Origin of the sequence: Bradyrhizobium sp. (assembly GCF_035652035.1) — a bacterium.
Classification (GTDB): domain Bacteria; phylum Pseudomonadota; class Alphaproteobacteria; order Rhizobiales; family Xanthobacteraceae; genus Bradyrhizobium.
This window is the reverse complement of record NZ_DASREO010000016.1, coordinates 1-23,458: the sequence shown is the minus strand read 5'-3', so window position 1 is coordinate 23,458 and position 23,458 is coordinate 1. Positions and strand designations below refer to the sequence as shown.

Below are 23,458 nucleotides of genomic sequence, written 5' to 3'. Positions count from 1 at the left end.
TAATTTTTAAGGTTGATTTTTCGCGAACAAAATTGTGGCTGCGTGTTTCCCTCGCCCAGAAATGGTGAGCGAAGCCGCAATCACTAACAAAGCCTTGATGGAAGAAAAGCGCGCAAACAGCTTGTTTACCGTTGCGGTTGCGACATCCTCGGCAGGAAAACCGCAAGCAATCCGATCGCCGGCAGGAATGAGCAGATCTGATAGACGAAGGCGATCGAGGTGTGATCGGCGAGCTTGCCGAGAGCCGCGGCTCCAAGACCTCCAACACCAAACGCCACGCCGAAGAACACACCGGAGATCATGCCGAAGCGATGCGGCACCAGTTCCTGCGCGAACACGATGATCGAAGACGTCGTCGAAGAAATGATGAGCCCAATGAAAACGGTCAGCACCGCACTCGCCGTGAGACCCGCGTAAGGCAGCGCCAGCGTGAACGGCAACGCGCCGACGATCGAGATCCAGATCACGATCTTGCGGCCGAAGCGATCGCCCAGCGGACCGCCGAAGAAGGCGCCGACCGCGTTCGCCGCCAGGAACACGAACAGATAAAGCTGCGCGGCCTGGGTCGAAACGCCGAAGCGATCGATGAGATAGAAGATGTAATAACTCGAAAGGCTCGAGACGTAGAGCTGTTTGGAGAGTAGCAGCACCACCAATACGGAAATTGCGAACGCAACACCGCGCGAATTCGGCGCATCCGGGTGGCGCTCGATGACGGCTGTCTTTTTCGCCCTGATCTGCGGCTTGTACCACTGGCCGATCTTCCACAGCACCACGATGGCGAGAAACGCGATGGAAGAAAACCACGCGATACTCGGCTGGCCGAACGGAACGACGATCAACGCTGCGAGCACCGGCCCCATCGACGTGCCGAAACTGCCGCCGAGCTGAAACACCGATTGCGCAAACCCGTAGCGGCCGCCGGAGGCCATCCTCGCGATACGCGCCGACTCCGGATGAAACACAGCGGAGCCGAGGCCGATCAGCGCGGCAGCGATCAGGATGACCAGGTACTGGTGAGCGACGCTGAGCAGCAACAGTCCGAAGAAGGTCGAGGACATGCCGATCGCGAGCGAGAACGGCTGCGCCTTCTTGTCAGTGAAATGCCCGACCACCGGCTGCAGCAGCGATGCGGTGAACTGGAACGCCAGCGTGATCAATCCGATCTGCGCGAAGTCGAGCGCATAATTGTCTTTCAGGATCGGATACACCGATGCGATCAGCGACTGCATGGTGTCGTTGAGGAAGTGCGAGAAGCTGATGCCGGCAAGCACGATATAAGCCGGTCCGGCGACGCTCGCCTTCAGCGCAGACGAGGCGTCGTCGACGATGACCGGCTCGGTCAGGGTTTCCTCGGAGACGACGACAGGCTTGTTCAACGAATCATTCCCGGCAGGATGAATGCGGCAGGCAATGCGCACTACCTACGCCGGCGAGGTCTTGCCCACCACCGCCAATAGCCGATGGCTGTGATGCGCTCTCCACAATTGCCGTCGTTTGCGAGGAACGTGCGCGACGAAGCTCGTCACGCAACAATCTATAACTCGTGTCCCGGATGCGATGCGGTGCGTAGCACCGCTTCGCGAAGCCGGGACCCACGATAGAGACGCCGGATCAGCAGCGCCTCACGCCGAAAGAACGGCGCGCTACGCAGCATCCGGGGAACGAAAGGACGGAGGCGTTCAGGCTGCGGCTTGACCGAGCGCGGACACGATGTGGTCGACGACCTCCTCGACCAGAATGCGATCGTCGCCCTCGCCCATCACGCGGATCACGGGCTCTGTCCCGGAGGAGCGCACCAGAAGCCGGCCGTGGCCGTTGAGCCGTTTCTCGCCGTCATCGATCGCCGACTTGACGTCGGCATTGTCGAGCGGCTTTCCGCTCCGATAGCGCACGTTCTTCAGGATCTGCGGCAGCGGATCGAAACGGCGGCAGACTTCGGAGACCGGGCGGCGAAGCTTTTGCACCACTGCCAGCACCTGAAGCGCCGCAACGAAGCCGTCGCCGGTGGTGGCATAGTCCGACAGGATGATGTGGCCGGACGGCTCGCCGCCGAGATTATAGCCACCGGCGAGCATGCGCTCGAGCACGTAGCGATCGCCGACGGGCGTGCGAATGAGTTCGATGCCTTGGTTCTCCAGGAAACGTTCGAGGCCGAGATTGGACATAACGGTAGCGACGACGCCGGGCTTGGCGAGCCGCCCGTCTTCCTTCCAGCTCTGTGCGATCACGGCGAGCAACTGATCGCCGTCAACCAGATGGCCGCGCTCGTCGACCAGGATCACGCGATCGGCGTCGCCGTCCAGTGCAATTCCGATATCGGCGCGCAGTTCGCGCACCTTGCGGCACAGCGCTTCCGGCGCGGTCGAGCCGCATTCCTTGTTGATGTTGAAGCCGTCGGGTTCGACGCCGATCGAGATCACGTCGGCGCCCAGTTCCCACAACGCCTCCGGCACCACCTTGTAAGCCGCGCCATGGGCGCAATCGACCACCACGCGCAGCCCCTCGAGCGAGAGTTCGCGCGGCAGCGTGCGCTTGGCGAATTCGATGTACCGGTCGTGAACGCCGTCGATGCGGCGGGCGCGGCCCAGGCTCGCGCTTTGCGCCAGGCGGCGGTCAAGCGATTCATCGAGCAACTGCTCGATCTGCTTTTCGACGTCGTCGGACAGCTTGAAACCTTGTGGGCCGAACAGCTTGATGCCGTTGTCCTCAAACAGATTGTGGGAGGCCGAAATCATCACGCCAAGGTCGGCGCGCATCGACTTGGTCAGCATCGCCACCGCCGGCGTCGGCATCGGGCCGAGCAGAAGGACATCCATGCCGACGGAGGTGAAGCCGGCGACCAGCGCCGTTTCGATCATGTAGCCGGACAGGCGGGTATCCTTGCCGATCACGACGCGATGGCGATGCTCGCCGCGCTGAAACACCAGCCCTGCGGCCTGCCCGACCTTCAGCGCGAGCTCCGGCGTGATCAGGCCATTGGCGAGGCCCCGAATCCCGTCCGTCCCGAAATATTTGCGGCTCATATAACCCCCAGCAGCGTCTGGGCCTCGAACGGCCATGACCGTGACGCCGGACTGTCAGCCCCATTGTAATATTGGACGCCGTTATAATGCCTACGCCGCTAAAATGACTTCAAAAAATATGATTAATCATTTCGGATACGGCGCCGCCGCCGAGCTCAACATATTGAAAAGAAACAGAATTTTTTTCGGCCGAGACGCTCGCGGGAACTTCAGCCTTTGCGCAGGGGGCGAGCATCCTCCTTGGATGGGGCCGGCTGGACGACATTGACCGGGTCGGAGCCCGGAAAAGTCTCCTCCAAGCCCTCCTCCAGCGCATCTTCAAGCGCCTCGTCGCGCGACGTCCTGGCGGGCTTTTTCTTGTGGGGCGATTTCGGGTGCGGTCCGGTCATGGCAATGTCCAAAAGCTTTGTCGCGAAGCGATGTTGCGCTGGCCCCTCCCATGGTAGATGACAGCAAAGAAGCCAAATACAAGTCTCGGAAACGTCCATGAAACACATGACCTGCATCGAGGACCTGCGCGAGCGCCACCGGCGAAAGGTCCCCAAGGCATTTTTCGACTACTGCGACCGCGGCTCCTACGCCGAGGAAACGCTGCGCGCCAACCGCGAAGATCTGCAAGCGATCAAGTTGCGTCAGCGCATCCTCGTCGATGTGTCGAAGCGCGACACCTCGACGACCATTCTCGGCGAGCCGGCAGCGCTGCCGCTGATCCTGGCGCCGGTCGGCCTGACCGGCATGCAATACGGGGACGGCGAAATTCATGCCTGCCGCGCAGCGCATGCCGCAGGCATTCCCTATACGCTCAGCACGATGTCGATCTGCTCGATCGAGGACGTCGCCGCCAATGTCGACAAGCCGTTCTGGTTCCAGCTTTACGTCATGAAGGACCGCGGCTTCATCAAGGCGCTGATCGAGCGCGCGATGGTGGCCAAGTGCAGCGCGCTCGTGCTCACCGTCGATCTTCAGGTGATCGGGCAGCGCCATGCCGACATCAAGAACGGCATGACGGTGCCGCCGGAATGGTCGCTGTCGAAACTGATCGACTTTGCCAGTAAGCCCGCCTGGGTCGCCGGCGTGCTGCGCGGCAAGCGCCGCACCTTCGGCAATCTCGTCGGTCACCTGAAAGGCACGGACGACATCACCGCGCTTGGCACCTGGATCGGAACGCAGTTCGACACCACGCTGAACTGGAAGGATGTCGAATGGATCCGCAGCATCTGGCCGGGCAAGCTGGTGCTGAAGGGCATTCTCGACGTCGAGGACGCCAATGAGGCCGCCAAGAGCGGCGCGCAGGCGCTCGTCGTCTCCAACCATGGCGGACGTCAGCTCGACGGCGCACCATCGTCAATCGCCGCACTGCCGGAAATCGTCGATGCAGTGGGCGACAAGATGGAAATCATGTTCGACGGCGGCATCCGCTCCGGCCAGGACGTGGTGCGGGCGCTCGCGCACGGCGCCAAGTCCTGCATGATCGGCCGCGCCTATGTGCACGGCCTCGGCGCCTATGGCGGGCCCGGCGTCACCAAGGCGATCGACATCATCCGCAACGAGCTTCTGACGACGATGGGGCTGTGCGGCGTGAACACGATCGCCGAAATCGACGACCACGTCGTGGCGGTTTGATTCGCCGCCGTCATTGCGAGGAGCATAAGCGACGAAGCAATCCAGTCCTTATCGAACGCTGGATTGCTTCGCTTCGCTCGCATTGACGAGCTAATCTATAGCGGCGCCATGAGATCCCGAATTCGTCACTGTCGCGACGCTCCGGGATGACGTTTTCATAGGCAAGCGTAGGCGAAAACGTCACATCGGCGGGGCGATCCCGTCGCGGCCGACGCCGATGCGGTTGGTCTCGAGCGAGCCGTCGTCGTTCTTCTTCGCACCGAAGATGATGATCTTGGCGCCCGGCTTGATCTCGGATTTTTCGCCGTCGGCAAAGGCAACGATCGCGGCATCCGGCGGCACCACGACCTTCTTCTCGCCGTCCTTGTATTTGACCTGGATGACCTGGCCATCGACGCTGGCAACCGTTTCGGCGACGGTGGCGTTGGTCATTGTCGAGTTCGGACGCTGATCCCACGGACGGTGGCCCTCGGCGGCGCCACGCATCGCTTCCGGGAAGATATGGATCGCGAACGCCTTCTGGCTGCCGTCGGGTTGCGGCATCGCCGACACGCCGATGTAGCTGCCCGGCTTGATTTCCGACAGCGACGTCTTGGCAATTCCGATGACCTTGAGATCATCGGTCATTTTCACCTTCACGTCGGTGCCTTCGCGCGTCTTGATCGCCAGCATCGAACCATCAACGCTTTCGATGGTGCCGCGAATGCGCGTCGGCGTCGGCGATTGCTGGGCCCATGCGCTTGATGCCAGCACGGAGACGACGGCCAGCGAAGTGAGCAACGAGCGCGGCAGCCAGGAAGAGATTTTCGGCATGATCGGTCCCTCAAAGGTTTACGGCGTACAATAAAGGCAGTACCCCGCAAGCGCGGGGTTATTCCGGACTGCGCGACGCGAACCCGGAATCTCGAGATCGTCAGGTGCGCGATTGCGCACCATAGTTCGTACTTCGTACGCCCCGGGATGACCGCTTCGCGGTCACATCGGCGGCGTCAGGCCATCGCGGCCGACACTGATGCGATTGGTTTCGAACGATCCGTCGGCGAGTGGCTTGATAAAGGCGATGATCTTCGCGCCCGCCTTGAGGTCGGCTTTGTCGCCGGGAACATAGGTCACGACCGGCGTGTCGGGGCCGATCGTGACTTTCTTCTCGCCATCCTTGTATTTGATCATCAAGGTCTGGCCGTCGTTGCCGGCAACTTGTTCGGCGACCGTCGCATTGGTCATGGTCGAATTCGGCTTGAGATCGTAGGGGCGCGAACCCTCGCCGGTGCCGCGCATGTTCTCGGGAAAAACATGCACTTCGACTGCATTCTGCTTGCCGTCCGGTCCAGGCACCGTCGTGGTGCCGATGAAGGAGCCGAGCTTGATGTCGGCGAGCGAAATCTTGATGATTCCGACGACCTTCATATCCGAGGTCATGTGCAGTTTGACGTCTTCGCCGCTGCGCGATTTGACCGTGATCACGTCGCCATCGACGCCCTCGATCGTGCCGCGCACCCGCGTCGGCGTCGGTGACTGTTGCGCGATGGCGGCGAACACGGACCCAGCCACCATCGCAGCGGCGATCAGCGGACGGGCAAATGAGGAGCGGGCAAAACGGGGACGGACCGTCAGCATGAACAATTCTCCGGAAGATATACGGGCAGCATAACGATAGACCCGGACGCCTTCATGATATTCCGTTCAAATGCGCGCGATCACGCGCCCCTGAGATCGGCCTCAACCAGGGCGCGCAGTTCGGGCGTGACTTGCGGTCTCTGGCCGAACCACAGCTCAAAACCGCGAACCGCCTGATGGAGCAGCATGCCGAGACCATCGGCCGTCTTCAGACCTCGCGCCCGCGCTGCTTTCAAGAGCCCGGTTTCCAGCGGGACATAAACGAGATCGGCAACGATCGCGCGCGCCGCGAGCAGGCTCACATCGAGCTCGAGCGCCGGCTGTCCGTGCATGCCGAGCGAAGTCGTGTTGACCAAAAGGTCGGCGCGCGGAAGCACCTGACTGATGTCGTCCCACGAAATCGGCCGCACGGCGGTTCCGAATTGATCCGCGAGTGCCTGCGATCGCTCGGCGGTCCGGTTCGCCAGATGCACGCATTTGATGCCGCGCTCGAGAAGACCGAATATGACCGCGCGCGACGAACCGCCGGCCCCTAACACCAACGCCTCAGTTGCGCCGTCCCATCCCTTCGCGGACGCATCGAGATTGCCGACAAAGCCTTCGATGTCGGTGTTGGTGGAGCGGAGGTTGCTGCCATCGTACCAAAGCGTGTTCGCGGCGCCGACGGCGCGCGCCCGCGCGTCCGGCATGGTCAGCGCCAGAGCGCGTTCCTTGTGCGGAATAGTGACGTTGGCGCCGACGAAGCCGTGTATCGACAGGTGCTGGACGAATTCGGCAAACCCTTCCGGCGGAATCGCTTCAATGCTGTAACCGCCCTCGATGCCGAGCTGACGCAGCCAGTAGTGATGGATCAGGGGCGAGCGCGAATGCGCCGCCGGCCATCCGATCAAACATGCCGCGCGAGATCTTGTCAGAAAAGCCATCGTCGATCCTGTTGCGGCATCGCCGCCATATCCCTCAGATCGGGCAAGCCGGTTGCCGAGTCAATGCGGACAGGCTGTTCGTGCAACGGCGAGAGCCCGTGCATCTCAGCGCCGAGCCCGGTCCGAGGATAGAAGCCGGGGAGCATCGATTTTGACCCAGATCAGTGCCCGGTCCCGGCGATGGGGTTCATGAAGAGGTGGACCGCGATAGCGCACTGTCGCGCACCCTTGCTGACGTCAAAATCCGAGAAATTCACAGAATTCACAGCCTGCACACCTCATATTAGATGTTCTAAATATCATTTATTGACAAATTAACATCATAAATTATCATGAAAATATGATCTCTCATATCAGCTGGAATCCCCGCAGCAGGGCAGACCAATGATCACTGCGGCTCAATTGCGAGCCGCCAGGGTGCTTCTCGGCATCGATCAGCGCCGGCTCGCCGAACTGTCAGGGCTTTCCGTGCCAACCATTCAACGGATGGAGGCCTCTGAAACGATGGTTCGCGGCAATGTCGACTCGCTGGTCAAGCTGATTGCCGCACTGGATGCGGCCGGCATCGAGATGATCGACGAAGGAGCCGTCAGCCGTTCGCAAGGGCGAGGGGTACGGCTGAGAGCGAGTTCGACATCAACCCTGGTCGAAACACGATCGGCGCACAAAGCCGCGGGCAGAACGAGGGCGCGCACATAATGTCAGCCGTGGTTTTGCAAATGGCGTGTGTGGCCGTCACGCTTGGACTGGCAGTGCTGGCGATCGTCCTCAGCCGGTCAAGATTCTCCACGGTCATCCTCTATGGCGCGACATTGGCGGTGTCAGCGGTCGGATTAATCAGTTCGCTCGTGGTTTTGCTGGGTTACTCGTCAACATCCGATCTTGTATTGCCGATCGGATTGCCGTGGCTCGGCGCCCATTTCCGCCTCGACCCGCTGGCCTCCTTCTTCCTCGTCGTCGTCAATCTTGGAGGTGCAACCGCGAGCCTCTACGGTTTGGGCTACGGCCACCATGAGCCAACTCCGTCTCGCGTGCTGCCCTTTTTCGCCGCTTTTCTGGCCGGCATGAGTCTCGTGGTGCTGGCGGACGATGCGTTCTCCTATCTGCTCTGCTGGGAATTCATGTCGCTGGTTTCCTGGGCGCTGGTGATGGCGCATCACCGCGAGGCAGGTAACGCGAAGGCCGGCTACATCTATCTCGTGATGGCAAGCTTCGGGACGCTTGCACTTCTGCTGGCCTTTGGCCTGCTGTCAGGCCCGTCAGGCGATTACGCATTTTCCGCGATCCGCGCGGCGCATCACACGCCTTACACGGCGGCGCTGGTGCTGGTCTTGATGTTGCTTGGAGCCGGCTCCAAGGCCGGCCTGGTGCCGTTGCATGTCTGGCTGCCGCTCGCCCATCCCGCGGCTCCCAGCCACGTCTCGGCGCTGATGAGCGGCGTCATGACCAAGGTGGCGATCTACGGTTTTGTTCGCGTCGTATTCGACCTGCTGGGACCGCCGGCATGGTCGGCGAGCGTCGTCGTTCTTTTCCTTGGCAGCGTGACCGCCGTGATGGGAATCCTCTATGCCATGATGGAAAGGGATCTCAAGCGGCTGCTTGCCTACAGCACCATCGAAAATATCGGCGTCATCTTTGTCAGTCTCGGGCTTGCGCTGGCATTTCAGGCCAACGGTCTCAAACTGGCGGCAGCGCTTGCTTTCACAGCAGCGCTGTTCCACGTGCTCAACCACTCGCTGTTCAAGAGCCTGCTGTTCTTTGGTGCCGGCGCCGTACTGACGGCGACCGGCGAGCGGGACATGGACAGGCTGGGCGGCCTTATTCATCGCATGCCACTTACGAGCTTCGCCGTCCTGGTCGGCTGCGTCGCCATCTCGGCGCTGCCGCCATTCAACGGTTTCGTTTCGGAATGGTTGATGTTCCAGGCCGTATTGCAGAGTCCGGATCTTCCGCAATGGGCGCTCAAGATCGCGGTGTCTGCGGCAGGTGCGATGCTGGCGCTGGCTGCGGCGCTCGCCGCCGCCTGCTTTGTAAAGGTGTTCGGAGTGAGCTTTCTCGGCCGGCCACGCAGCGTGGTTGCCGAAACAGCCGATGAGGTCGACCGCTTCTCGCTCGGCGCGATGTTCGTTCTCGTTGCGCTCTGTCTGTTCGGTGGAATTCTGCCGGGGCTGGTGATCGATGCGCTTTCGCCGGTTGCGATCGAGATCCTGGGCGGCCGAATGCCAATCCAGGTCAACGAAGCGTGGCTGTCGATCGCCCCGATTGCGGAGAGTCGAAGTTCATATAACGGCCTGCTGGTGATGGTCTTCATCACGATTTCCGCCTCGCTCGCCGTGTTTTTCATCCATCGTTTCGCCTCCCACGCGCTGCGGCGCGGACCGGCCTGGGGCTGTGGCTTTTCCGATCCGACCCCGGCTGCGCAATATTCGGCCGCGAGCTTCGCGCAGCCGATCCGGCGCGTGTTCGGCACCATGGCGTTCAATGCGAAAGACCAGGTCGAGATGCCTGCTCCCGGCGATACGCGGCCGGCGCGGCTCAGAATCGAACTGCACGATCTGGTCTGGGAAACGATGTACGCGCCGATTGCAGGCGCGATCAGCCGCTCTTCCGAACGGCTCAATCGTCTGCAGTTCCTGACCATTCGACAATATCTCAGCCTGGTATTCGTCACGCTTGTCGCGCTTCTGCTGGTGCTTGCGATATGGTCGTGATCTCGAACATTCTCGTGCAAACCGTGCAGATGCTGCTGGTGCTCCTGCTTGCGCCGCTCTTGACCGGCTTCGTACGCAAGATCAAGGCGCGGCTGGTGCGGCGGCGCGGCGCTTCGATCTTTCAGCCCTATCGCGATCTGTTGCGGTTGCTCCGCAAGGAGGTGGTGATCGCCGAGAACGCGTCGTGGCTGTTCCGCGTGACGCCCTACATTACGTTCGCGGCGATCTGGGTCGCAGCGGCGCTGGTGCCGACCTTCGCCACAGGCCTGTTGTTCAACTGGACTGCAGACCTGATCGCCATCGTCGCGCTGCTCGGAAGTGCTCGCTTTTTTCTGGCTCTCGCCGGCATGGACGTCGGAACGAGTTTCGGCGGCATCGGGTCCAGCCGCGAGGTCATGATTGCAACGCTCGCCGAACCCGCGATGCTGCTGATCGTGTTTTGCATGGCGCTGGTTGCGGGATCGACCCAGCTTTCGACGGTTGCAAACTTCATGGCATCGTCCTGGGTCGGATTGCGCGTCTCGCTCGGCATGGCCGTGATCGCGCTGATCATGGTGGCGCTCGCCGAGAATGCGCGCATTCCGGTCGACAATCCGGCAACGCATCTTGAACTCACCATGGTGCACGAGGCCATGATTCTCGAATATTCGGGACGCCACCTCGCGATGATCGAGATCGGCGCATTTCTCAAGTTGCTGCTCTATATCTCGCTGATCGTCTGCGTATTTCTGCCGTGGAAAATGGCCGTGCTCGGCGCCGGGCCGCTGGCCTATGCCGTCGGCGCCGGCGTCTTCATCGTCAAGCTTGCCGTTGCCGGCTTCTTCCTCGCGCTGTTTGAAACCGCCACCGCGAAAATGCGAGTTTTCCGCATTCCGCAATTCCTCGGCGCCGCGCTGATGCTGGGTCTACTCGGAACATTGCTCCTGTTCGTATCGAGGAGTTTCTGATGCAGATGCACAGTCTCGCCTTCGACATTTCGCACACGCTCGCTGGCGGGCTGGTGCTGATCAGCTTCATGATGCTGTATCAGGACCGGCTTTATTCGCTCCTCAATGTGTTTGCGCTTCACGCCCTGGTGCTGACGCTTTCCGTCGCCTGGCAGGCCCATGTCCAGAACGCGCCGCACCTCTACATCACGGCCATGATCGCCCTCGTCTTCAAGGCGATCGTCATCCCGCTCGCCCTGCATCGCATCGTCAAGCAGCTCGGCATTCATCGCGATATCGAGTCGGCCGTCGGCATCGGCCCGACCATGCTGGCCGGAATGGCGCTGGTCGCGCTGTCGATGGTGCTGATGCTGCGGGTCACGGCCGATGCCGACCCGTTGGCGCGCGAGGATCTCGCCTTTGCGCTGTCGGTCGTACTGCTCGGCCTTCTGGTGATGGTGACGCGCCGCAATGCCGTCAGCCAGGTCGTAGGCTTCATGTCGCTCGAGAACGGGTTGGTGCTGGCGGCCACCGGAGCCAAGGGCATGCCACTCGTCGTCGAAATCAGCGTCGCCTTCTCGATCCTGATAGCCTTCATCGTCATCGGCATCTTCCTGTTCCGGATTCGCGAGCGCTTCGATTCGGTGGATGTGTCGGCGCTCGACGATTTTCGGGGAGAGCGGCGATGAACACCTATTCTTCCGATGCGGTGACGGCAGTCCTGTTGATCCCGATCGGCTCGGCGGCGTTGCTGGCGGCGCTGCCCGGTTACCGGCTGACCGCGCGGCTGAACGTTGTCGCGAGCTTTGCGACCTTTCTCGCTGCGCTTTCGTTGTTCGTGGTCGAGCGGTCGCAGCCCGGGCCATATGTTCTGGTCGACGACCTGAACATCGTCTTCATCGTGCTCAACACCTTCGTCGGCTTCACGACCAGCATTTTCAGCGCCAGCTATATCGCCCACGAGCTTGAGACGAAAAGGCTGACGCCGATCTATCTGCGTTTCTACCACGCCATGTATCAGACCATGATGTTCGGCATGAACCTCGCGTTCGTGTCGAACAATATCGGGCTGATGTGGGTTGCGGTGGAACTGGCGACGCTCACGACAGTGCTGATGGTCGGGATCTACCGCACGCATGCCGCGCTCGAGGCGGCTTGGAAATATTTCATCCTGGGCAGTGTTGGAATTGCATTCGCGCTGTTCGGCACGATCCTGGTCTACATGGCGGCGCGCCCCGTCGTTGGCGAGGGCCTCGATGGCATGGTCTGGACGACATTGATCGAGCATGCCGCAAATTTTGACCCCGAGCTTCTGAACGTTGCCTTCATTTTCCTGCTTCTCGGCTACGGCACCAAGGTCGGTCTCGCGCCGCTGCACGCCTGGCTGCCCGACGCGCATGCCGAAGGACCCACTCCGATTTCGGCGGTACTGTCCGGGCTGTTGCTGAACGTCGCGCTGTATGCGCTGCTGCGCTTCAAGATATTGGTGGTTGCCAATCCTTTCGCGATCACGCCGGGACCGCTGATGGTGACGATCGGCCTGATCTCGGTCGTCTTCGCGGCGTTCATGCTCTATCGCCGGCGCGACATCAAACGGATGTTCGCCTATTCCTCGATCGAGCATATGGGCATCATCGTGTTTGCGTTCGGCATGGGCGGGCCGCTCGCCAATTTCGCCGGGCTGCTGCACATGGTGATGCACAGCCTCACCAAGTCGGCGATCTTCTACACCGTCGGCCACATCTCACAGATCAAGGGTACGCAGCGAATTTCGAAAATCCGCGGCCTGACCGTGACGCATCCGGCGCTCGGCTGGGGACTGATCGTCGGCGTCGTGGCGATCGCTGGCCTGCCGCCGCTCGGTATCTTCATGAGCGAATTCCTGGTCGTGAGCTCGACGTTTGCCAGAGCCCCCTTGCTCGCGATCGTTCTGGTGTTTGGGCTCCTGTTGGCCTTTGGCGCATTGATCCTGCGCTTGACCAGCCTCGCATTCGGCGAACCGCGCGGCAGCACGGCGTCAGCCAAGGCATCCTACGTGCCGATGTTCGCGCATCTGTCGCTGGTTCTCATTGCGGGCGTCTATCTGCCCGCGCCATTCGTCGCCTGGTTCCAGCATGTCGCGCGCCTTCTCGGATAGGATGGCCTGATGATGTCGCCGCTGATTGATCTCGTGCAGAAGGGCCGCATGGTCGCCGAACATCGCCCTTGGCCGCGCGCCGTGGTCGATGCTGCCACCTGGAGCCGTGCGGCAGATGAAGTGGCGCAGAGGCGCTGCAACCTGCTCGCGCTTTGGGGAGAACCCTCCGCGGTGCACATGGCCATCAGCGACAAGGCCGCAAGCGAGATTGCCGTGCTCAGTCTCGATTGCCCCGAGCAAACATACCCTTCCGTCGGCGCGCACCACCCGCCGGCCATCCGCCTGGAACGGGCAATCAACGATCTGTTCGGATTGTCAGCGGAGGGCTTGCCAGATGCCCGACCCTGGCTTGATCACGGGCGCTGGGGTATGTGGTTTCCGTTGGGAAATCGGGTGGTGTCCCCGCCGGAAGCGGCGCCCTATCGCTTCCTCCCGGTCGAGGGCGACAGCCTTCACCAGATTCCGGTCGGACCTGTGCACGCAGGAATCATCGAGCCCGGACATTTCAGGTTCACCGCAAGCGGGGAGACCGTGGCCCGGCTGGAGCAGCGGCTCGGATATACCCACAAGGGCATCGAGGGGCTGATGTCCGGCGCCGCTCTCGAACGCGCCGCCCAACTTGCCGGACGGGTTTCGGGTGACAGCACGGTGGCTTATGCTTTCGCATTCTCGAAGGCTGCCGAGGCAGCGCTCGACATTGTCGTCCCCGATCGCGCGGTCTGGTTGCGCGCGCTGCTAGCCGAACTCGAGCGGCTCGCCAATCATCTGGGTGATATCGGCGCCATCTGCAATGACGCTTCCTTCGCCTTGATGCATGCGCATTGCGGCGTGTTGCGCGAGGGCGTGCTGCGCGCCACCGGCGAGGTATTCGGTCATCGCCTGATGCGGGATCTGATCGTGCCCGGCGGCGTCGTCCGCGACCTCACCGACGAGCATAAGGAAATTATCCACGCCATGCTGGACAATCTCCGTGTGCGCTTTCCCCCGCTTGTCGAACTCTACGACAATACGGCCTCGCTGCAGGACCGCACCTTCGGCACCGGCGTGGTTAAGCCTGCTTTGGCGAGCCAATATGCCACCGGCGGCTATATCGGCCGCGCCTCCGGCCGCGCGTTCGACGCCCGCCAGAATCTCGCCTACCCGCCCTATGACGCCTTGCGCTTCGACGTGCCGGTTCTGAGCGAGGGCGACGTCAACGCGCGCGTCTGGATCAGGGTGCGCGAGGTCGAACAATCGCTTGCGCTGATCGATCAGATCCTGGACCAGCTTCCCGAAGGACCGTCGAGAATTCCGCTCAAGCCACGGCCAGAGGCGAACGAAGGCATGGCGATGGTCGAAGGATTTCGTGGCGACATACTGGTCTGGCTTCGCCTGCGCGGCGACCGGGTCGAGCGCTGCCATCTGCGCGACCCCTCGTGGTTTCAGTGGCCGCTGCTTGAAGCGGCGATCGAGGACAATATCGTCGCCGACTTTCCACTCTGTAACAAGTCGTTCAACTGTTCGTATTCGGGTCAGGACCTCTAAGGGCGACACAAGATGCGCAAGCTGCTCTTTCAAAGCCTGTTCCGCCCGCCTCTGACGGAACGCGCACCGTTGCCGGATGATCTCGCGCTGAACGAGCTCGCGGCGACCGTCGCTCACGCCGCACGGCGACGTCTCGGCCGCAGCCTCTCGATACGCGAGATCGATGCGGGCTCGTGCAATGGGTGCGAACTGGAAATTCACGCGCTCAACAATGCCTATTACGATGTCGAGCGCTTTGGGCTGCGCTTTGTCGCCTCGCCACGCCATGCCGATGTGCTGATGGTGACGGGCCCGGTGACCAAAAACATGCGTGATGCTCTCGATCGCACCTATCATGCGACCCCCGATCCCAAATGGGTGGTCGCGATCGGTGATTGTGCGAAGGATGGCGGTTGCTTTGCCGGCAGCTACGCGGTGGTTGGAGGCGTCGGCGATGTTGTGCCGGTCGACCTCCACATTCCCGGCTGCCCGCCGACGCCGATGGCAATGCTGAAAGGGCTTCTTGCGCTGCTCGAACGGACGGACGATACCGCCGCTACGGCCTGAGAACCTGGCCGGACGTTAGCGGACGCTCCTCGTCACCGGGTTGACGACATGTTCGCGCAGCCGGACACCGCGGCCGCCCGAGGCGCTCTGAGCTCCGGGATTGATCAATTCGATTCCCGCATTCTCGAGCGCGGAAACGAGCTTCATCAGCGAATCGACGTTGGCCCGGATGACGCCCTCGCTTGATTCCATGCGCTGAATGGTTGGAACTGAAAGGTCAGCCATATCGGCGATTTCTCGCTGATCGATATTCAGCAAAGCGCGCGCGGCCCTGAGTTGGTTGGCGGTGATCATGTAGAGCGGTTCGCCTGGATCTAGACAAAATATAAATATGATACATGAAAGCATGCTTCAAGCATCAATTTACATTTATAATATATCAATCGATCCCGATCCTGCGTGGTGCCGGCCTCGGGCTGCGCAGCAGAAAGCAGCCAGATACAGACGAGGCCGTCAAGACGATCGCCGCCCCCACAAATGGGGACGGCGATCCGCAATTATAGTCTTGAAGACGGTCAGGCGGCGACGCGATGGGCGGCAATGATCTGGTCGGCGGCGCGGCCCGTCACCTCCGCCATGCGGTCGAACTGCCGCGTGAAGCTGCCGGCACCGGCAGTCGCCGACCGCAACTCAACGATCAGTTCACCGATCTCGGCCTCCGGCATCATCGCGCGCACGCGATCCCATCCCGGCCAGCCCTCGCGGGTGTCGAAACCCAGGATCTGTCCGCGCCGCCCCGACAGGATGGCGTTGATCTTCGCCGTCGCATCTGTCGGACAAACGATGTCCACGACATGGATCGGCTCCAGCAGCACCGGCTGGCACTGCGGCAACCCTTCGCTGAGGCCGATTCGTGCGGCGGTCCGGAACGCGAGATCGGATGAATCGACGCTGTGGTAAGAGCCGTCCGTCAAGGTCACCGCAACGTCGATGACCGGGAAACCCAGCGGTCCGCGCAACAGACCATCGACGACGCCTTCCTCGACAGCCGGGATGTAATTGCGCGGTACCGCGCCGCCGACGACCTTCTCGTGAAACTCGAAGCCGCCGCCGCGCGGCAGCGGTCTGATGTCGAGCACGACATCGCCGAACTGGCCGTGGCCGCCGGATTGTTTCTTGTGCCGGCCGCGTTGGGTGATCGGCTTGCGGATAGTTTCCTGATAACCGATCGCAGGCGGATGCGACTTGACGTTGACGCCGAAGCGGTTGCTCAGCCGCTCGAGCGCGACGCGCAGATGCATCTCGCCCTGTCCCCACAGCACGCTGTCATGGGTGCGCGGGTTCTGCACCATGGTCAGCGAAGGGTCTTCCTCATTCAGTCGCAACAAGGCTTGGCCGAGCTTGACGTCATCCTTGCGGTCCGTGGCTGCGACCGCCATCGCGAGCACCGGCGGCTGAGGCGCGACGCTCACCAGCGGCTGTGGCGCGGTCTTGCCGCTCGACAGCGTGTCGCCGGTCTTGACCACGTCAAGCTTGCCGAGCGCGACCGTCTCGCCGGCCTCGGCCGACGATCGCTTGTTGTCCTGGCCGACATAGAGCGCGGAGACGCCCGACACCCGGCCGGCCTCGCCCGAGGAGGCATGCAGCGTGGCGCCATCGTCAAGCCGTCCGGCGAGCACGCGTGCATAAGACAGTTTACCGCCGTGTTGCAGATGCACAGTCTTGAAGACATACGCCAACATCTCCTTCGACGCGGCCGCCCCTAACCGTCTGGCCGTGTCGGCGACGCCCGGCGCCTCGTGCCGCAGCGCCTTCATCAGGCGCAGCACGCCGTTGCCGCGCGCGGCGGAGCCGAGCAGTACCGGACAGATCACGCCTTCGCGCAATTCGCGGGCGAGATCGTCGAATACGGCATCGCGCGGCGGCGCGATGTCCTCGAGCAATTGTTCCATCAATGCGTCGTCGTGATCGGCGAGCTTCTCCAGCATCGAGAAGCGGGCCTCCTTTTCGCGGTCGAGGTTGCCGCCTTCGAGCGTGACGACTTCGGAAGCCTTGTGCTCGCGATAGACAAAGGCGCGTTCGAGCGCCAAATCGACAAAACCTTCGATCAGATCGCCGTTCCAGATCGGGATCTGGCGCAGCACCAGCGGAATGCGCGAGGCTGGCTGCAGCGTCGCGAGCGTCTCGCGGATGCGCTTGTTGGCGCGGTCGATCTTGTTGAGAAACAGAAAACGCGGAATGCCGAGATCCTCGAGCTCGCGCAGGATGATCTGGAGCTGCGGCAGCTTTTTCTCGTCGGCTTCGCAGACCACGATCGCCGCATCGACGGCGGGAAGAGCGGCCCGCATGTCGTGAGTGAATTCAACCGAGCCGGGGCAGTCGATAAAGGTGTAACTGTCGCCCATGAAATTGGTGGTGACGGCCGTGAGCGCGATGCCCATCTTGTGATGGCGGGCCTCAGGGCTGGCGTCGCCTACGCACGTGCCGGAATCGACGCTGCCCGCACGCGAGATCGCACCGGTGCGAGCGAGTATTGCTTCAAGAAGGGTGGTTTTACCGCTTTGGAAAGGGCCCACCAGTGCGATGCACCGTGGACCGCGGGGACTTCTGACGTCTTGTCCCATTGCCGCCTCCTCATGTGGAGCTCGGCCCGTGATTGGGTCGGCAACAGTGTATGCTCTTCCTCCGTCATCGATTTGGCAAGGAAGAAAATCGCTGCGGTGCATCGACCAAGGAATCGTTCCGCCGCCTTGTCATCGCAAGGCGGCGGACCAGCAGGGCGTGGGTCTTATCGTCCCGGACGCAGTTCCAGGCTTTCCAGACCGGCGGCGACGCTCAGGCCGACCTGGCCTTGCAGGCTGAGCGGCTGAAGCGCGATCGAGTTGTTGGAGCCGCCGACCAGCACGTTGCCGCCGGCACCGACGCCGATAGTCGCGCTGCCCTGCGCGCCAGCATAATTGCCGGAGAGATCGCCCGAACCGAGCCACTTCGCCGGCGCGAACACGCCCCAGGCCAGTGCGGTCTCCTGCGTGATGCCGAGATCGACGCCGACCTTCCGGATGGTGGCGACATAGAAGTCGTCGGGCCTGCCGCTGACGCGGAGCACGCAACCGAGATTGGTGACGGATCCCACGATGAAGCCGATGCTCGCCCCGCCCCGGCATTCCAGCACGCCGACCTGAACGCGGTCCACCGGCTGAGCGTTGGCGCCGGCCAGGGGCGCGGCAAGCGTAGCGGCGGCAATGCCGGCAAGGATGATCAAACGACGCATGAATTATGTCTCCGGCTGAAAAGCTGTGATGCGAGTCGAGAAAGGTGAACGCGCCCCGGGCAACAGGCCCGGACGCACGCTTTGTCTATGGCATAAGTTTTATGCTTGCTCCAGATGCGTTCCCCGGACGCGGCGCAGGACCATAAGCGCGTTCACGCGCGTCTTGGGCGCGCTATGCTATGGTCTTGCACCGCCGATCCGGGGTCCAGACACGTGGGTCCCGGCTCTGCGGTGCACGCCGAGAGGCGTCGCACCGCGTCCGGGACACGAGGGGTCTTCTTAAACTAGCGCAGGTTGCCGCAGAAACGCTGGATGCGTTTGCAGGCGTCTTCGAGGTCGGAGGTCTTGGTGGCGTAGGAAATGCGGAACGCCGGTCCGAGACCAAAGGCCGACCCCTGCACCACCGCGACGCCCTCGGTTTCCAGGAGCTCGGTGACGAAGTCCTGGTCGTTGGCGAGCACCTTGCCCGATGGCGAGGTTTTGCCGATGGTGCCGGCGCAGGACGGATAGACGTAGAACGCGCCTTCCGGCCGCGGACAATCGATGCCCTTCGCCTGGTTGAGCATCGACACCACGAGGTCGCGCCGCTCCTTGAACACCTTGTTGTTCGCGGGAATGAAATCCTGCGGACCATTGAGCGCTTCGACCGCGGCCCATTGCGCGATCGACGACGGGTTCGAGGTCGACTGCGACTGGATCGTGGACATCGCCTTGATCAAGGGCACGGGCCCACCGGCGTAACCGATGCGCCAGCCGGTCATGCAGTAGGCCTTGGAGACGCCGTTCACGGTCAGCGTGCGATCGTACAGCTTCGGCTCGATCTGCGCCGGCGTGGTGAACACGAAGTCGTCATAGACGAGATGCTCGTACATATCGTCGGTCATCACCCACACATGCGGATGCTTCACCAGCACGTCGGTGATCGCCTTCATCTCGGCGCGGGTATAGGCGGCGCCCGTCGGGTTCGACGGCGAGTTGAGAATGATCCATTTGGTCTTCGGCGTGATCGCCTTTTCCAGGTCATCGGGCTGCAGCTTGAAGCCATGCTCCGCCGTGCACACGATCGCGACCGGCTCGCCGCCGGCAAGCGCCACCATCTCGGGATAGCTCACCCAGTACGGCGCGGGAATGATCACCTCGTCGCCCGGATTAATGGTCGCCATCAGCGCATTGTAGAGCACCTGCTTGCCGCCGGTGCCGACGATGATCTGGTTCGGCTTGTAGCCAAGCCCGTTCTCGCGCTCGAACTTGGCTGCTATCGCCTGCTTCAATTCGGGAATGCCGTCGACCGCGGTGTACTTGGTCTTGCCGGCTTCGATCGCCTTGATCGCCGCGAGCTTGATGTTGGCGGGCGTGTCAAAGTCGGGTTCGCCCGCGCCGAGACCGATCACATTGCGCCCCGCCGCTTTCAGCTCGCGCGCTTTATCCGTGACCGCGATGGTCGCGGACGGCTTCACGCGGTCGAGTGCAGCAGACAGGAAAGGCATCATGATCTCCCGGCAAACGTCGTGCGCTCAAAAGCATCACGACTCGATGTGAGTGGAATGCGGACCACAGTAAAACGAGGCTCACCGCATCGCAAGAAGCTTCGGCCACGCCTTGCGAACTTTAGAGATCCTTAAAGTGCAGGGACTAGCTTTCCGCGCAACATTCATAAAATTCCGCGGCAAAATGGCTCATTTCTGGCAAGGCCTGCGATCCGGCGAGTGGCTGACGGCCGCCCGCGCGCGCGGCTACAGCCTGATCCTGCTCGGCTTCTGCGTTGTCGCGACGATCGGCTGGATTGCCCTGTCAGATGGCCTGATCGACCGCAACGGCAAACCCATCGGCACCGATTTCTCGAGCTTCTATGCCGCGGGCTCGCTGGCGCTCGAGGGCCGCGCGGCCGACGCCTACCAGCCCGCCTCCCAGCACGCACGCGAGCAAAGCCAGTTCGGCGCGACGACACCCTATTACAGCTGGAACTATCCGCCGGTGTTCTTCCTCATCGCGGCGCCACTTGCGCTGCTACCCTATCCGTTTGCGCTCGCGCTGTTCCAGGCAACGGGGTTTGCGTTCTATCTCTGGGGCATCGCCGCGATTCTCGGCAAACCGCGACGGCAGGATCCCGTCATCGCGCGGAACTGGCTGCCGGTGACGGCGGCCTTTCCCGCAGTCTTCGTCAATCTCGGCCACGGTCAGAACGGCTTTCTCACCGCTGGCCTGCTCGGCGCGGCGTTGGTGATGTTGGAGCGGCCTTTTCTCTCAGGCCTGTGCATCGGCCTTCTTTCCTACAAGCCGCAATTTGCGCTCGTCATCCCGCTTGCGCTGCTCGCCGCCGGAAGGTGGCGCGTGATCGCGGCCGCCACGATGACCACGATCGCGCTTGTGGGTGCATCCTGGTTGTTGTTCGGCACCGATGCATGGACGGCATTTCTCGCTTCGACCGAGATGTCGCGGAAAATCCTGCTCGAGCAAGGCAGCGTCGGCTTCGAAAAACTGCAGAGCGCGTTTGCAGCCGTGCGGCTGTGGGGCGGCGGGGTGCCACTGGGCTATGCTGTGCAGGGCGCCGTATCGATGCTGGCCGTTCTCACGACCGCCTATGCCTGGCGTATCTCCGATAACATCGCACTCAAAGCCGCAATGCTCGTGGTCGCGACGGCGCTGGCCTCGCCGCATCTGCTCGACTACGACCTCGTTCTGCTTGCGCCCGCGCTGGCCTTCCTCACGTCGGCCATGCTGGACGACGGCGCGCGCGACTATGAAAAAAGCGTGATGGCATTTGTCTGGATCGCGCCGCTTGTGACACGCAGCGTGGCCGGCCTGATCGGCATTCCAATCGGCTTGCTCGCGACGCTCGCTTTGTTCGCACTGATCGTGCGACGTCTGAGCGCACAGCACGAGCGCGCCGCCGCTATCGCAACTGTGATCTGATTTGTCGCGCTGGATCGGAAAGTTGTTTTCCGTCGTTGCAGTGCAGTAGAGGTTTTTGACCGATTCCAGTTTCAACCCTTGCGGCGCGCTCGCATCGGCATCATTGTTTGGCCAAGTTGCAGGCGGAGAAGCCGCTGGTGTGGCGACTCTGACGTTCCTTTCAGTGCCGCCGCGAGTTCTTCAAAGGAACGTCAGAGTCAAGGCCACACTAGAATCACAGGGTTGCTAGTGTCCCTCTGGTTCTGACATTCGTAACCGTGCCTGCCGCGATATGATACGAATGTCAGAACCGGGACACTAGTATCGCTCTCACTGGTCGAACTGTTTCGCAATGTACAAACTCTATTCCATGCAGCGCTCGGGCAATAGCTACAAGGTCCGCCTGGCCCTTGCGCTACTCGATGCACCCTATCGCGCGATCGAGATCGACATTCTGCGCGGCGAGAGTCGCACGCCGGACTTTCTGGCCAAGAATCCGAGCGGACAGGTTCCCCTGCTCGAAGTCGCCGAGGGGCGCTACCTCGCCGAATCCAATGCCATCCTCTGGTACGTCGCCCGCGGCACCTCTCTGGCGCCGGAGTCGCCGATCGAACGCGCCGAAGCGCTGCAGTGGATGTTCTTCGAACAGCATGCGCTGGAGCCGAATATCGGCGCGGCCTATTTCTGGCTCGCGCTGGTCAAAGGCGGCCGCGATCTGCAAACGCATGCGCTGGAAGACTGGATGGAGCGCGGCTATGCGGCGCTCCAGGTGATGGAAAATCATCTCAAGACCCACGACTATTTTGCCGCCGGCCAGTTCACGATCGCCGACATCGCGCTTTACGGCTACACCCATGTCGCGGAGCTTTGCGACTACGATCTCTCGACCTTCCCGGCGATCCGCGCCTGGCTGAAGCGGGTCGAGCAATTTCCGGGATTTGTCTCGATGGACTGGTCGCCCGCCGAGACTGAAGATCTCGCGGCCGAGGCCTGAAGACCCGGTGAAAAGCGGGGACGAACGACGGGGATCATGGGCATAGCGCTCGCTTCGCCGCATTTTAGCCGCTTTTACTGACGGCCCCGCCCCAATCTTGCCGGTGAAAATTGTCACATAACGATTATCGCGCGGCACTGATTCGCCGCGTGACGGGACGAATTTGCGCGTTTTTATAAGGATTTATTCGACCATGACCCGATCTTCGGGCCCAGCCGGTTTCTTTAACCCAGGCGTGGCCGTCGCATCGACCCGGTTGAGGGAGGCGGTAGCGGCTTCGCTCGCGATCGCCTCGCTGTCGCTTTGCCTGATGGTGACCCTCACGGTGCTGTCGAGCAAGCTCGGTGCGGGCCCGCCGATTCCGGCCTAGCTCCCCTTCATTTTCTTAAAGCCATTTTGGTTTTTCGTTGGCTTGGACTGAAACGCGATGATCCGCATCGCGATCGGAGAATGATGAGGTCGCCTACCGCATTGGTGACGGCAGCGCTGGTGACGGCCATCCTGGTGGCGGCGTCATTGCTGATTGCCGCCGGCACGCGCGGCGAGGAGGCGCCGCTTCCGTATCGCGATGCGCCGGCTTACGACCATTCGTGAAAGATGAAGCAGGCGCCGAGCACAATCAGCGGCAAGTCCTGACTTCCGCACGCGAGCCGGTTCCCGGCCAATTTGACGCAAAAGACCGGACAGCTGCACCGAGCCGATTAACGGCTGTTTAAGGTTATGACGAGAAACCTCGCTGACGACACACAACTTTCCATCAAACTGCCCGTCTCATTCTCGTGAGCCAACGAGAGTTAGTTCATGCAGTTCGACTGGCGCGCTACGTTCGGACCGGCCCTCACCGCAGCAACCGCATTGGTTGCGCTCGCCGTCGACCGCCTGCTGTTTGCCGTTCCCAACCCCGCACCGCTGTTTGTCTGCATCGTGGCGCTTGCCGGATCGCTGTCCGGTCTTGGCTCGAGCCTGACCAGCGCGGCGATTGCACTCGCCTGCTCCGCGCTGATTTTTTTGGCCAACGGCTTTCGGCTCGACGCGTCGGCTTCCGACCTCGCCCGCCTCGCGATGCTCGCGGTCGCCGCGTTCGGCACCGCGTTGCTGACCGGCCTGCTGCGGAAACGCCTGGTCGATACGCTCGCCTGGGAGCGCCGTCATCACGCAACCGCCGACCGACTCTCATCGGCGCTCGACCAGGTCGACATCGGCATCGTGCTGCTTGATGCCGACACCCGCGCTGAATTCATCAACCGCGCCTTTCGCGATTACTTTGCGCTGCCCGACGCGAAGGCCGACAGCAAGCCGCCCTTCATCGCGCTGATGTATCACGGCCG

The 23,458-nt window shown here is 62.0% G+C and carries 22 protein-coding genes and 1 pseudogene; 13 read left to right on the top strand and 10 right to left on the bottom strand.

The window, feature by feature from the left end; translation table 11 throughout:
* Positions 1-125 precede the first annotated feature (125 nt).
* The 3 genes from VFB05_RS05945 to VFB05_RS05935 form a co-directional block, all read right to left on the bottom strand.
* A complete protein-coding gene (locus VFB05_RS05945) occupies positions 126-1,379 on the bottom strand; it encodes an MFS transporter (protein WP_325009842.1) in 1,254 nt (417 codons plus the stop codon).
* A gap of 303 nt (positions 1,380-1,682) precedes the next feature.
* The gene (gene glmM, locus VFB05_RS05940) at positions 1,683-3,026 is read right to left on the bottom strand and encodes a phosphoglucosamine mutase (RefSeq protein WP_325009840.1); all 1,344 of its coding nucleotides are present in this window, start codon (positions 3,024-3,026) and stop codon (positions 1,683-1,685) included.
* A gap of 209 nt (positions 3,027-3,235) precedes the next feature.
* Positions 3,236-3,415, bottom strand: coding sequence for a hypothetical protein (locus tag VFB05_RS05935; RefSeq protein WP_325009838.1), 180 nt, complete (start codon positions 3,413-3,415; stop codon positions 3,236-3,238).
* Positions 3,416-3,512: 97 nt separating this feature from the next.
* Here VFB05_RS05935 and VFB05_RS05930 point away from each other — a divergent pair, with 97 nt between their 5' ends.
* A complete protein-coding gene (locus VFB05_RS05930) occupies positions 3,513-4,649 on the top strand; it encodes an alpha-hydroxy acid oxidase (protein WP_325009836.1) in 1,137 nt (378 codons plus the stop codon).
* A 180-nt stretch (positions 4,650-4,829) separates the two neighbouring features.
* Here the strand turns inward: VFB05_RS05930 and VFB05_RS05925 are convergent, their stop codons facing one another.
* The 3 genes from VFB05_RS05925 to VFB05_RS05915 all read right to left on the bottom strand — a co-directional run bounded on the left by VFB05_RS05925 (position 4,830) and on the right by VFB05_RS05915 (position 7,189).
* Positions 4,830-5,462, bottom strand: a complete 633-nt coding sequence (locus VFB05_RS05925; protein WP_325009834.1) for a hypothetical protein — start codon at positions 5,460-5,462, stop codon at positions 4,830-4,832.
* A 162-nt stretch (positions 5,463-5,624) separates the two neighbouring features.
* Complete coding sequence (locus tag VFB05_RS05920) at positions 5,625-6,203, bottom strand: hypothetical protein (protein WP_325010139.1); 579 nt, start codon at positions 6,201-6,203, stop codon at positions 5,625-5,627.
* A 143-nt stretch (positions 6,204-6,346) separates the two neighbouring features.
* Positions 6,347-7,189 (bottom strand): shikimate dehydrogenase, encoded by an 843-nt coding sequence (locus VFB05_RS05915; RefSeq protein WP_325009832.1) that lies wholly within the window; start codon positions 7,187-7,189, stop codon positions 6,347-6,349.
* 384 nt (positions 7,190-7,573) lie between these two features.
* Here VFB05_RS05915 and VFB05_RS05910 point away from each other — a divergent pair, with 384 nt between their 5' ends.
* The 7 genes from VFB05_RS05910 to VFB05_RS05880 are packed head-to-tail and all read left to right on the top strand — an operon-like array spanning position 7,574 to position 15,033.
* Positions 7,574-7,888 (top strand): helix-turn-helix transcriptional regulator, encoded by a 315-nt coding sequence (locus VFB05_RS05910; RefSeq protein WP_325009830.1) that lies wholly within the window; start codon positions 7,574-7,576, stop codon positions 7,886-7,888.
* On the top strand, positions 7,888-9,900 hold the full coding sequence (hyfB, locus tag VFB05_RS05905) for a hydrogenase 4 subunit B (protein WP_325009828.1): 2,013 nt from the start codon (positions 7,888-7,890) through the stop codon (positions 9,898-9,900). Before VFB05_RS05910 ends, hyfB begins: the two co-directional genes overlap by 1 nt.
* Complete coding sequence (locus VFB05_RS05900; RefSeq protein WP_325009826.1) at positions 9,891-10,847, top strand: respiratory chain complex I subunit 1 family protein; 957 nt, start codon at positions 9,891-9,893, stop codon at positions 10,845-10,847. The genes hyfB and VFB05_RS05900 overlap by 10 nt, the downstream gene beginning before the upstream one ends.
* A 5-nt stretch (positions 10,848-10,852) precedes the next feature.
* A complete protein-coding gene (locus VFB05_RS05895) occupies positions 10,853-11,515 on the top strand; it encodes a hydrogenase-4 component E (protein WP_325010137.1) in 663 nt (220 codons plus the stop codon).
* Positions 11,512-12,963, top strand: a complete 1,452-nt coding sequence (locus VFB05_RS05890) for a hydrogenase 4 subunit F (RefSeq protein ID WP_325009824.1) — start codon at positions 11,512-11,514, stop codon at positions 12,961-12,963. Before VFB05_RS05895 ends, VFB05_RS05890 begins: the two co-directional genes overlap by 4 nt.
* Positions 12,964-12,975: 12 nt before the next feature.
* Complete coding sequence (locus tag VFB05_RS05885; RefSeq protein WP_325010135.1) at positions 12,976-14,487, top strand: NADH-quinone oxidoreductase subunit C; 1,512 nt, start codon at positions 12,976-12,978, stop codon at positions 14,485-14,487.
* A 12-nt stretch (positions 14,488-14,499) separates the two neighbouring features.
* On the top strand, positions 14,500-15,033 hold the full coding sequence (locus VFB05_RS05880; RefSeq protein WP_325009822.1) for an NADH-quinone oxidoreductase subunit NuoB: 534 nt from the start codon (positions 14,500-14,502) through the stop codon (positions 15,031-15,033).
* Between the two features lie 15 nt (positions 15,034-15,048).
* Here VFB05_RS05880 and VFB05_RS05875 read toward each other — a convergent pair whose 3' ends face one another.
* The 4 genes from VFB05_RS05875 to VFB05_RS05860 form a co-directional block, all read right to left on the bottom strand.
* Positions 15,049-15,327 (bottom strand): helix-turn-helix transcriptional regulator, encoded by a 279-nt coding sequence (locus VFB05_RS05875; protein WP_325009819.1) that lies wholly within the window; start codon positions 15,325-15,327, stop codon positions 15,049-15,051.
* A 221-nt stretch (positions 15,328-15,548) separates the two neighbouring features.
* Positions 15,549-17,597 (bottom strand): elongation factor G, encoded by a 2,049-nt coding sequence (locus tag VFB05_RS05870; protein WP_325009817.1) that lies wholly within the window; start codon positions 17,595-17,597, stop codon positions 15,549-15,551.
* A gap of 164 nt (positions 17,598-17,761) precedes the next feature.
* A complete protein-coding gene (locus VFB05_RS05865) occupies positions 17,762-18,244 on the bottom strand; it encodes a DUF992 domain-containing protein (protein WP_325009816.1) in 483 nt (160 codons plus the stop codon).
* Between the two features lie 284 nt (positions 18,245-18,528).
* On the bottom strand, positions 18,529-19,731 hold the full coding sequence (locus tag VFB05_RS05860) for a pyridoxal phosphate-dependent aminotransferase (protein ID WP_325009814.1): 1,203 nt from the start codon (positions 19,729-19,731) through the stop codon (positions 18,529-18,531).
* A 184-nt stretch (positions 19,732-19,915) separates the two neighbouring features.
* Here VFB05_RS05860 and VFB05_RS05855 point away from each other — a divergent pair, with 184 nt between their 5' ends.
* The 5 genes and pseudogenes from VFB05_RS05855 to VFB05_RS05835 all read left to right on the top strand — a co-directional run.
* A complete protein-coding gene (locus VFB05_RS05855; protein ID WP_325009812.1) occupies positions 19,916-21,157 on the top strand; it encodes a glycosyltransferase family 87 protein in 1,242 nt (413 codons plus the stop codon).
* 331 nt (positions 21,158-21,488) lie between these two features.
* Positions 21,489-22,130, top strand: a complete 642-nt coding sequence (locus tag VFB05_RS05850) for a glutathione S-transferase family protein (RefSeq protein ID WP_325009810.1) — start codon at positions 21,489-21,491, stop codon at positions 22,128-22,130.
* Positions 22,131-22,323: 193 nt separating this feature from the next.
* Entirely contained in the window at positions 22,324-22,500 is a 177-nt protein-coding gene (locus VFB05_RS05845; protein WP_325009808.1) for a hypothetical protein, read from the top strand.
* Positions 22,501-22,580: 80 nt separating this feature from the next.
* A complete protein-coding gene (locus VFB05_RS05840) occupies positions 22,581-22,724 on the top strand; it encodes a hypothetical protein (RefSeq protein ID WP_325009807.1) in 144 nt (47 codons plus the stop codon).
* A 207-nt stretch (positions 22,725-22,931) separates the two neighbouring features.
* Positions 22,932-23,458, top strand: a pseudogene (locus VFB05_RS05835) (hypothetical protein); the annotation flags it as partial.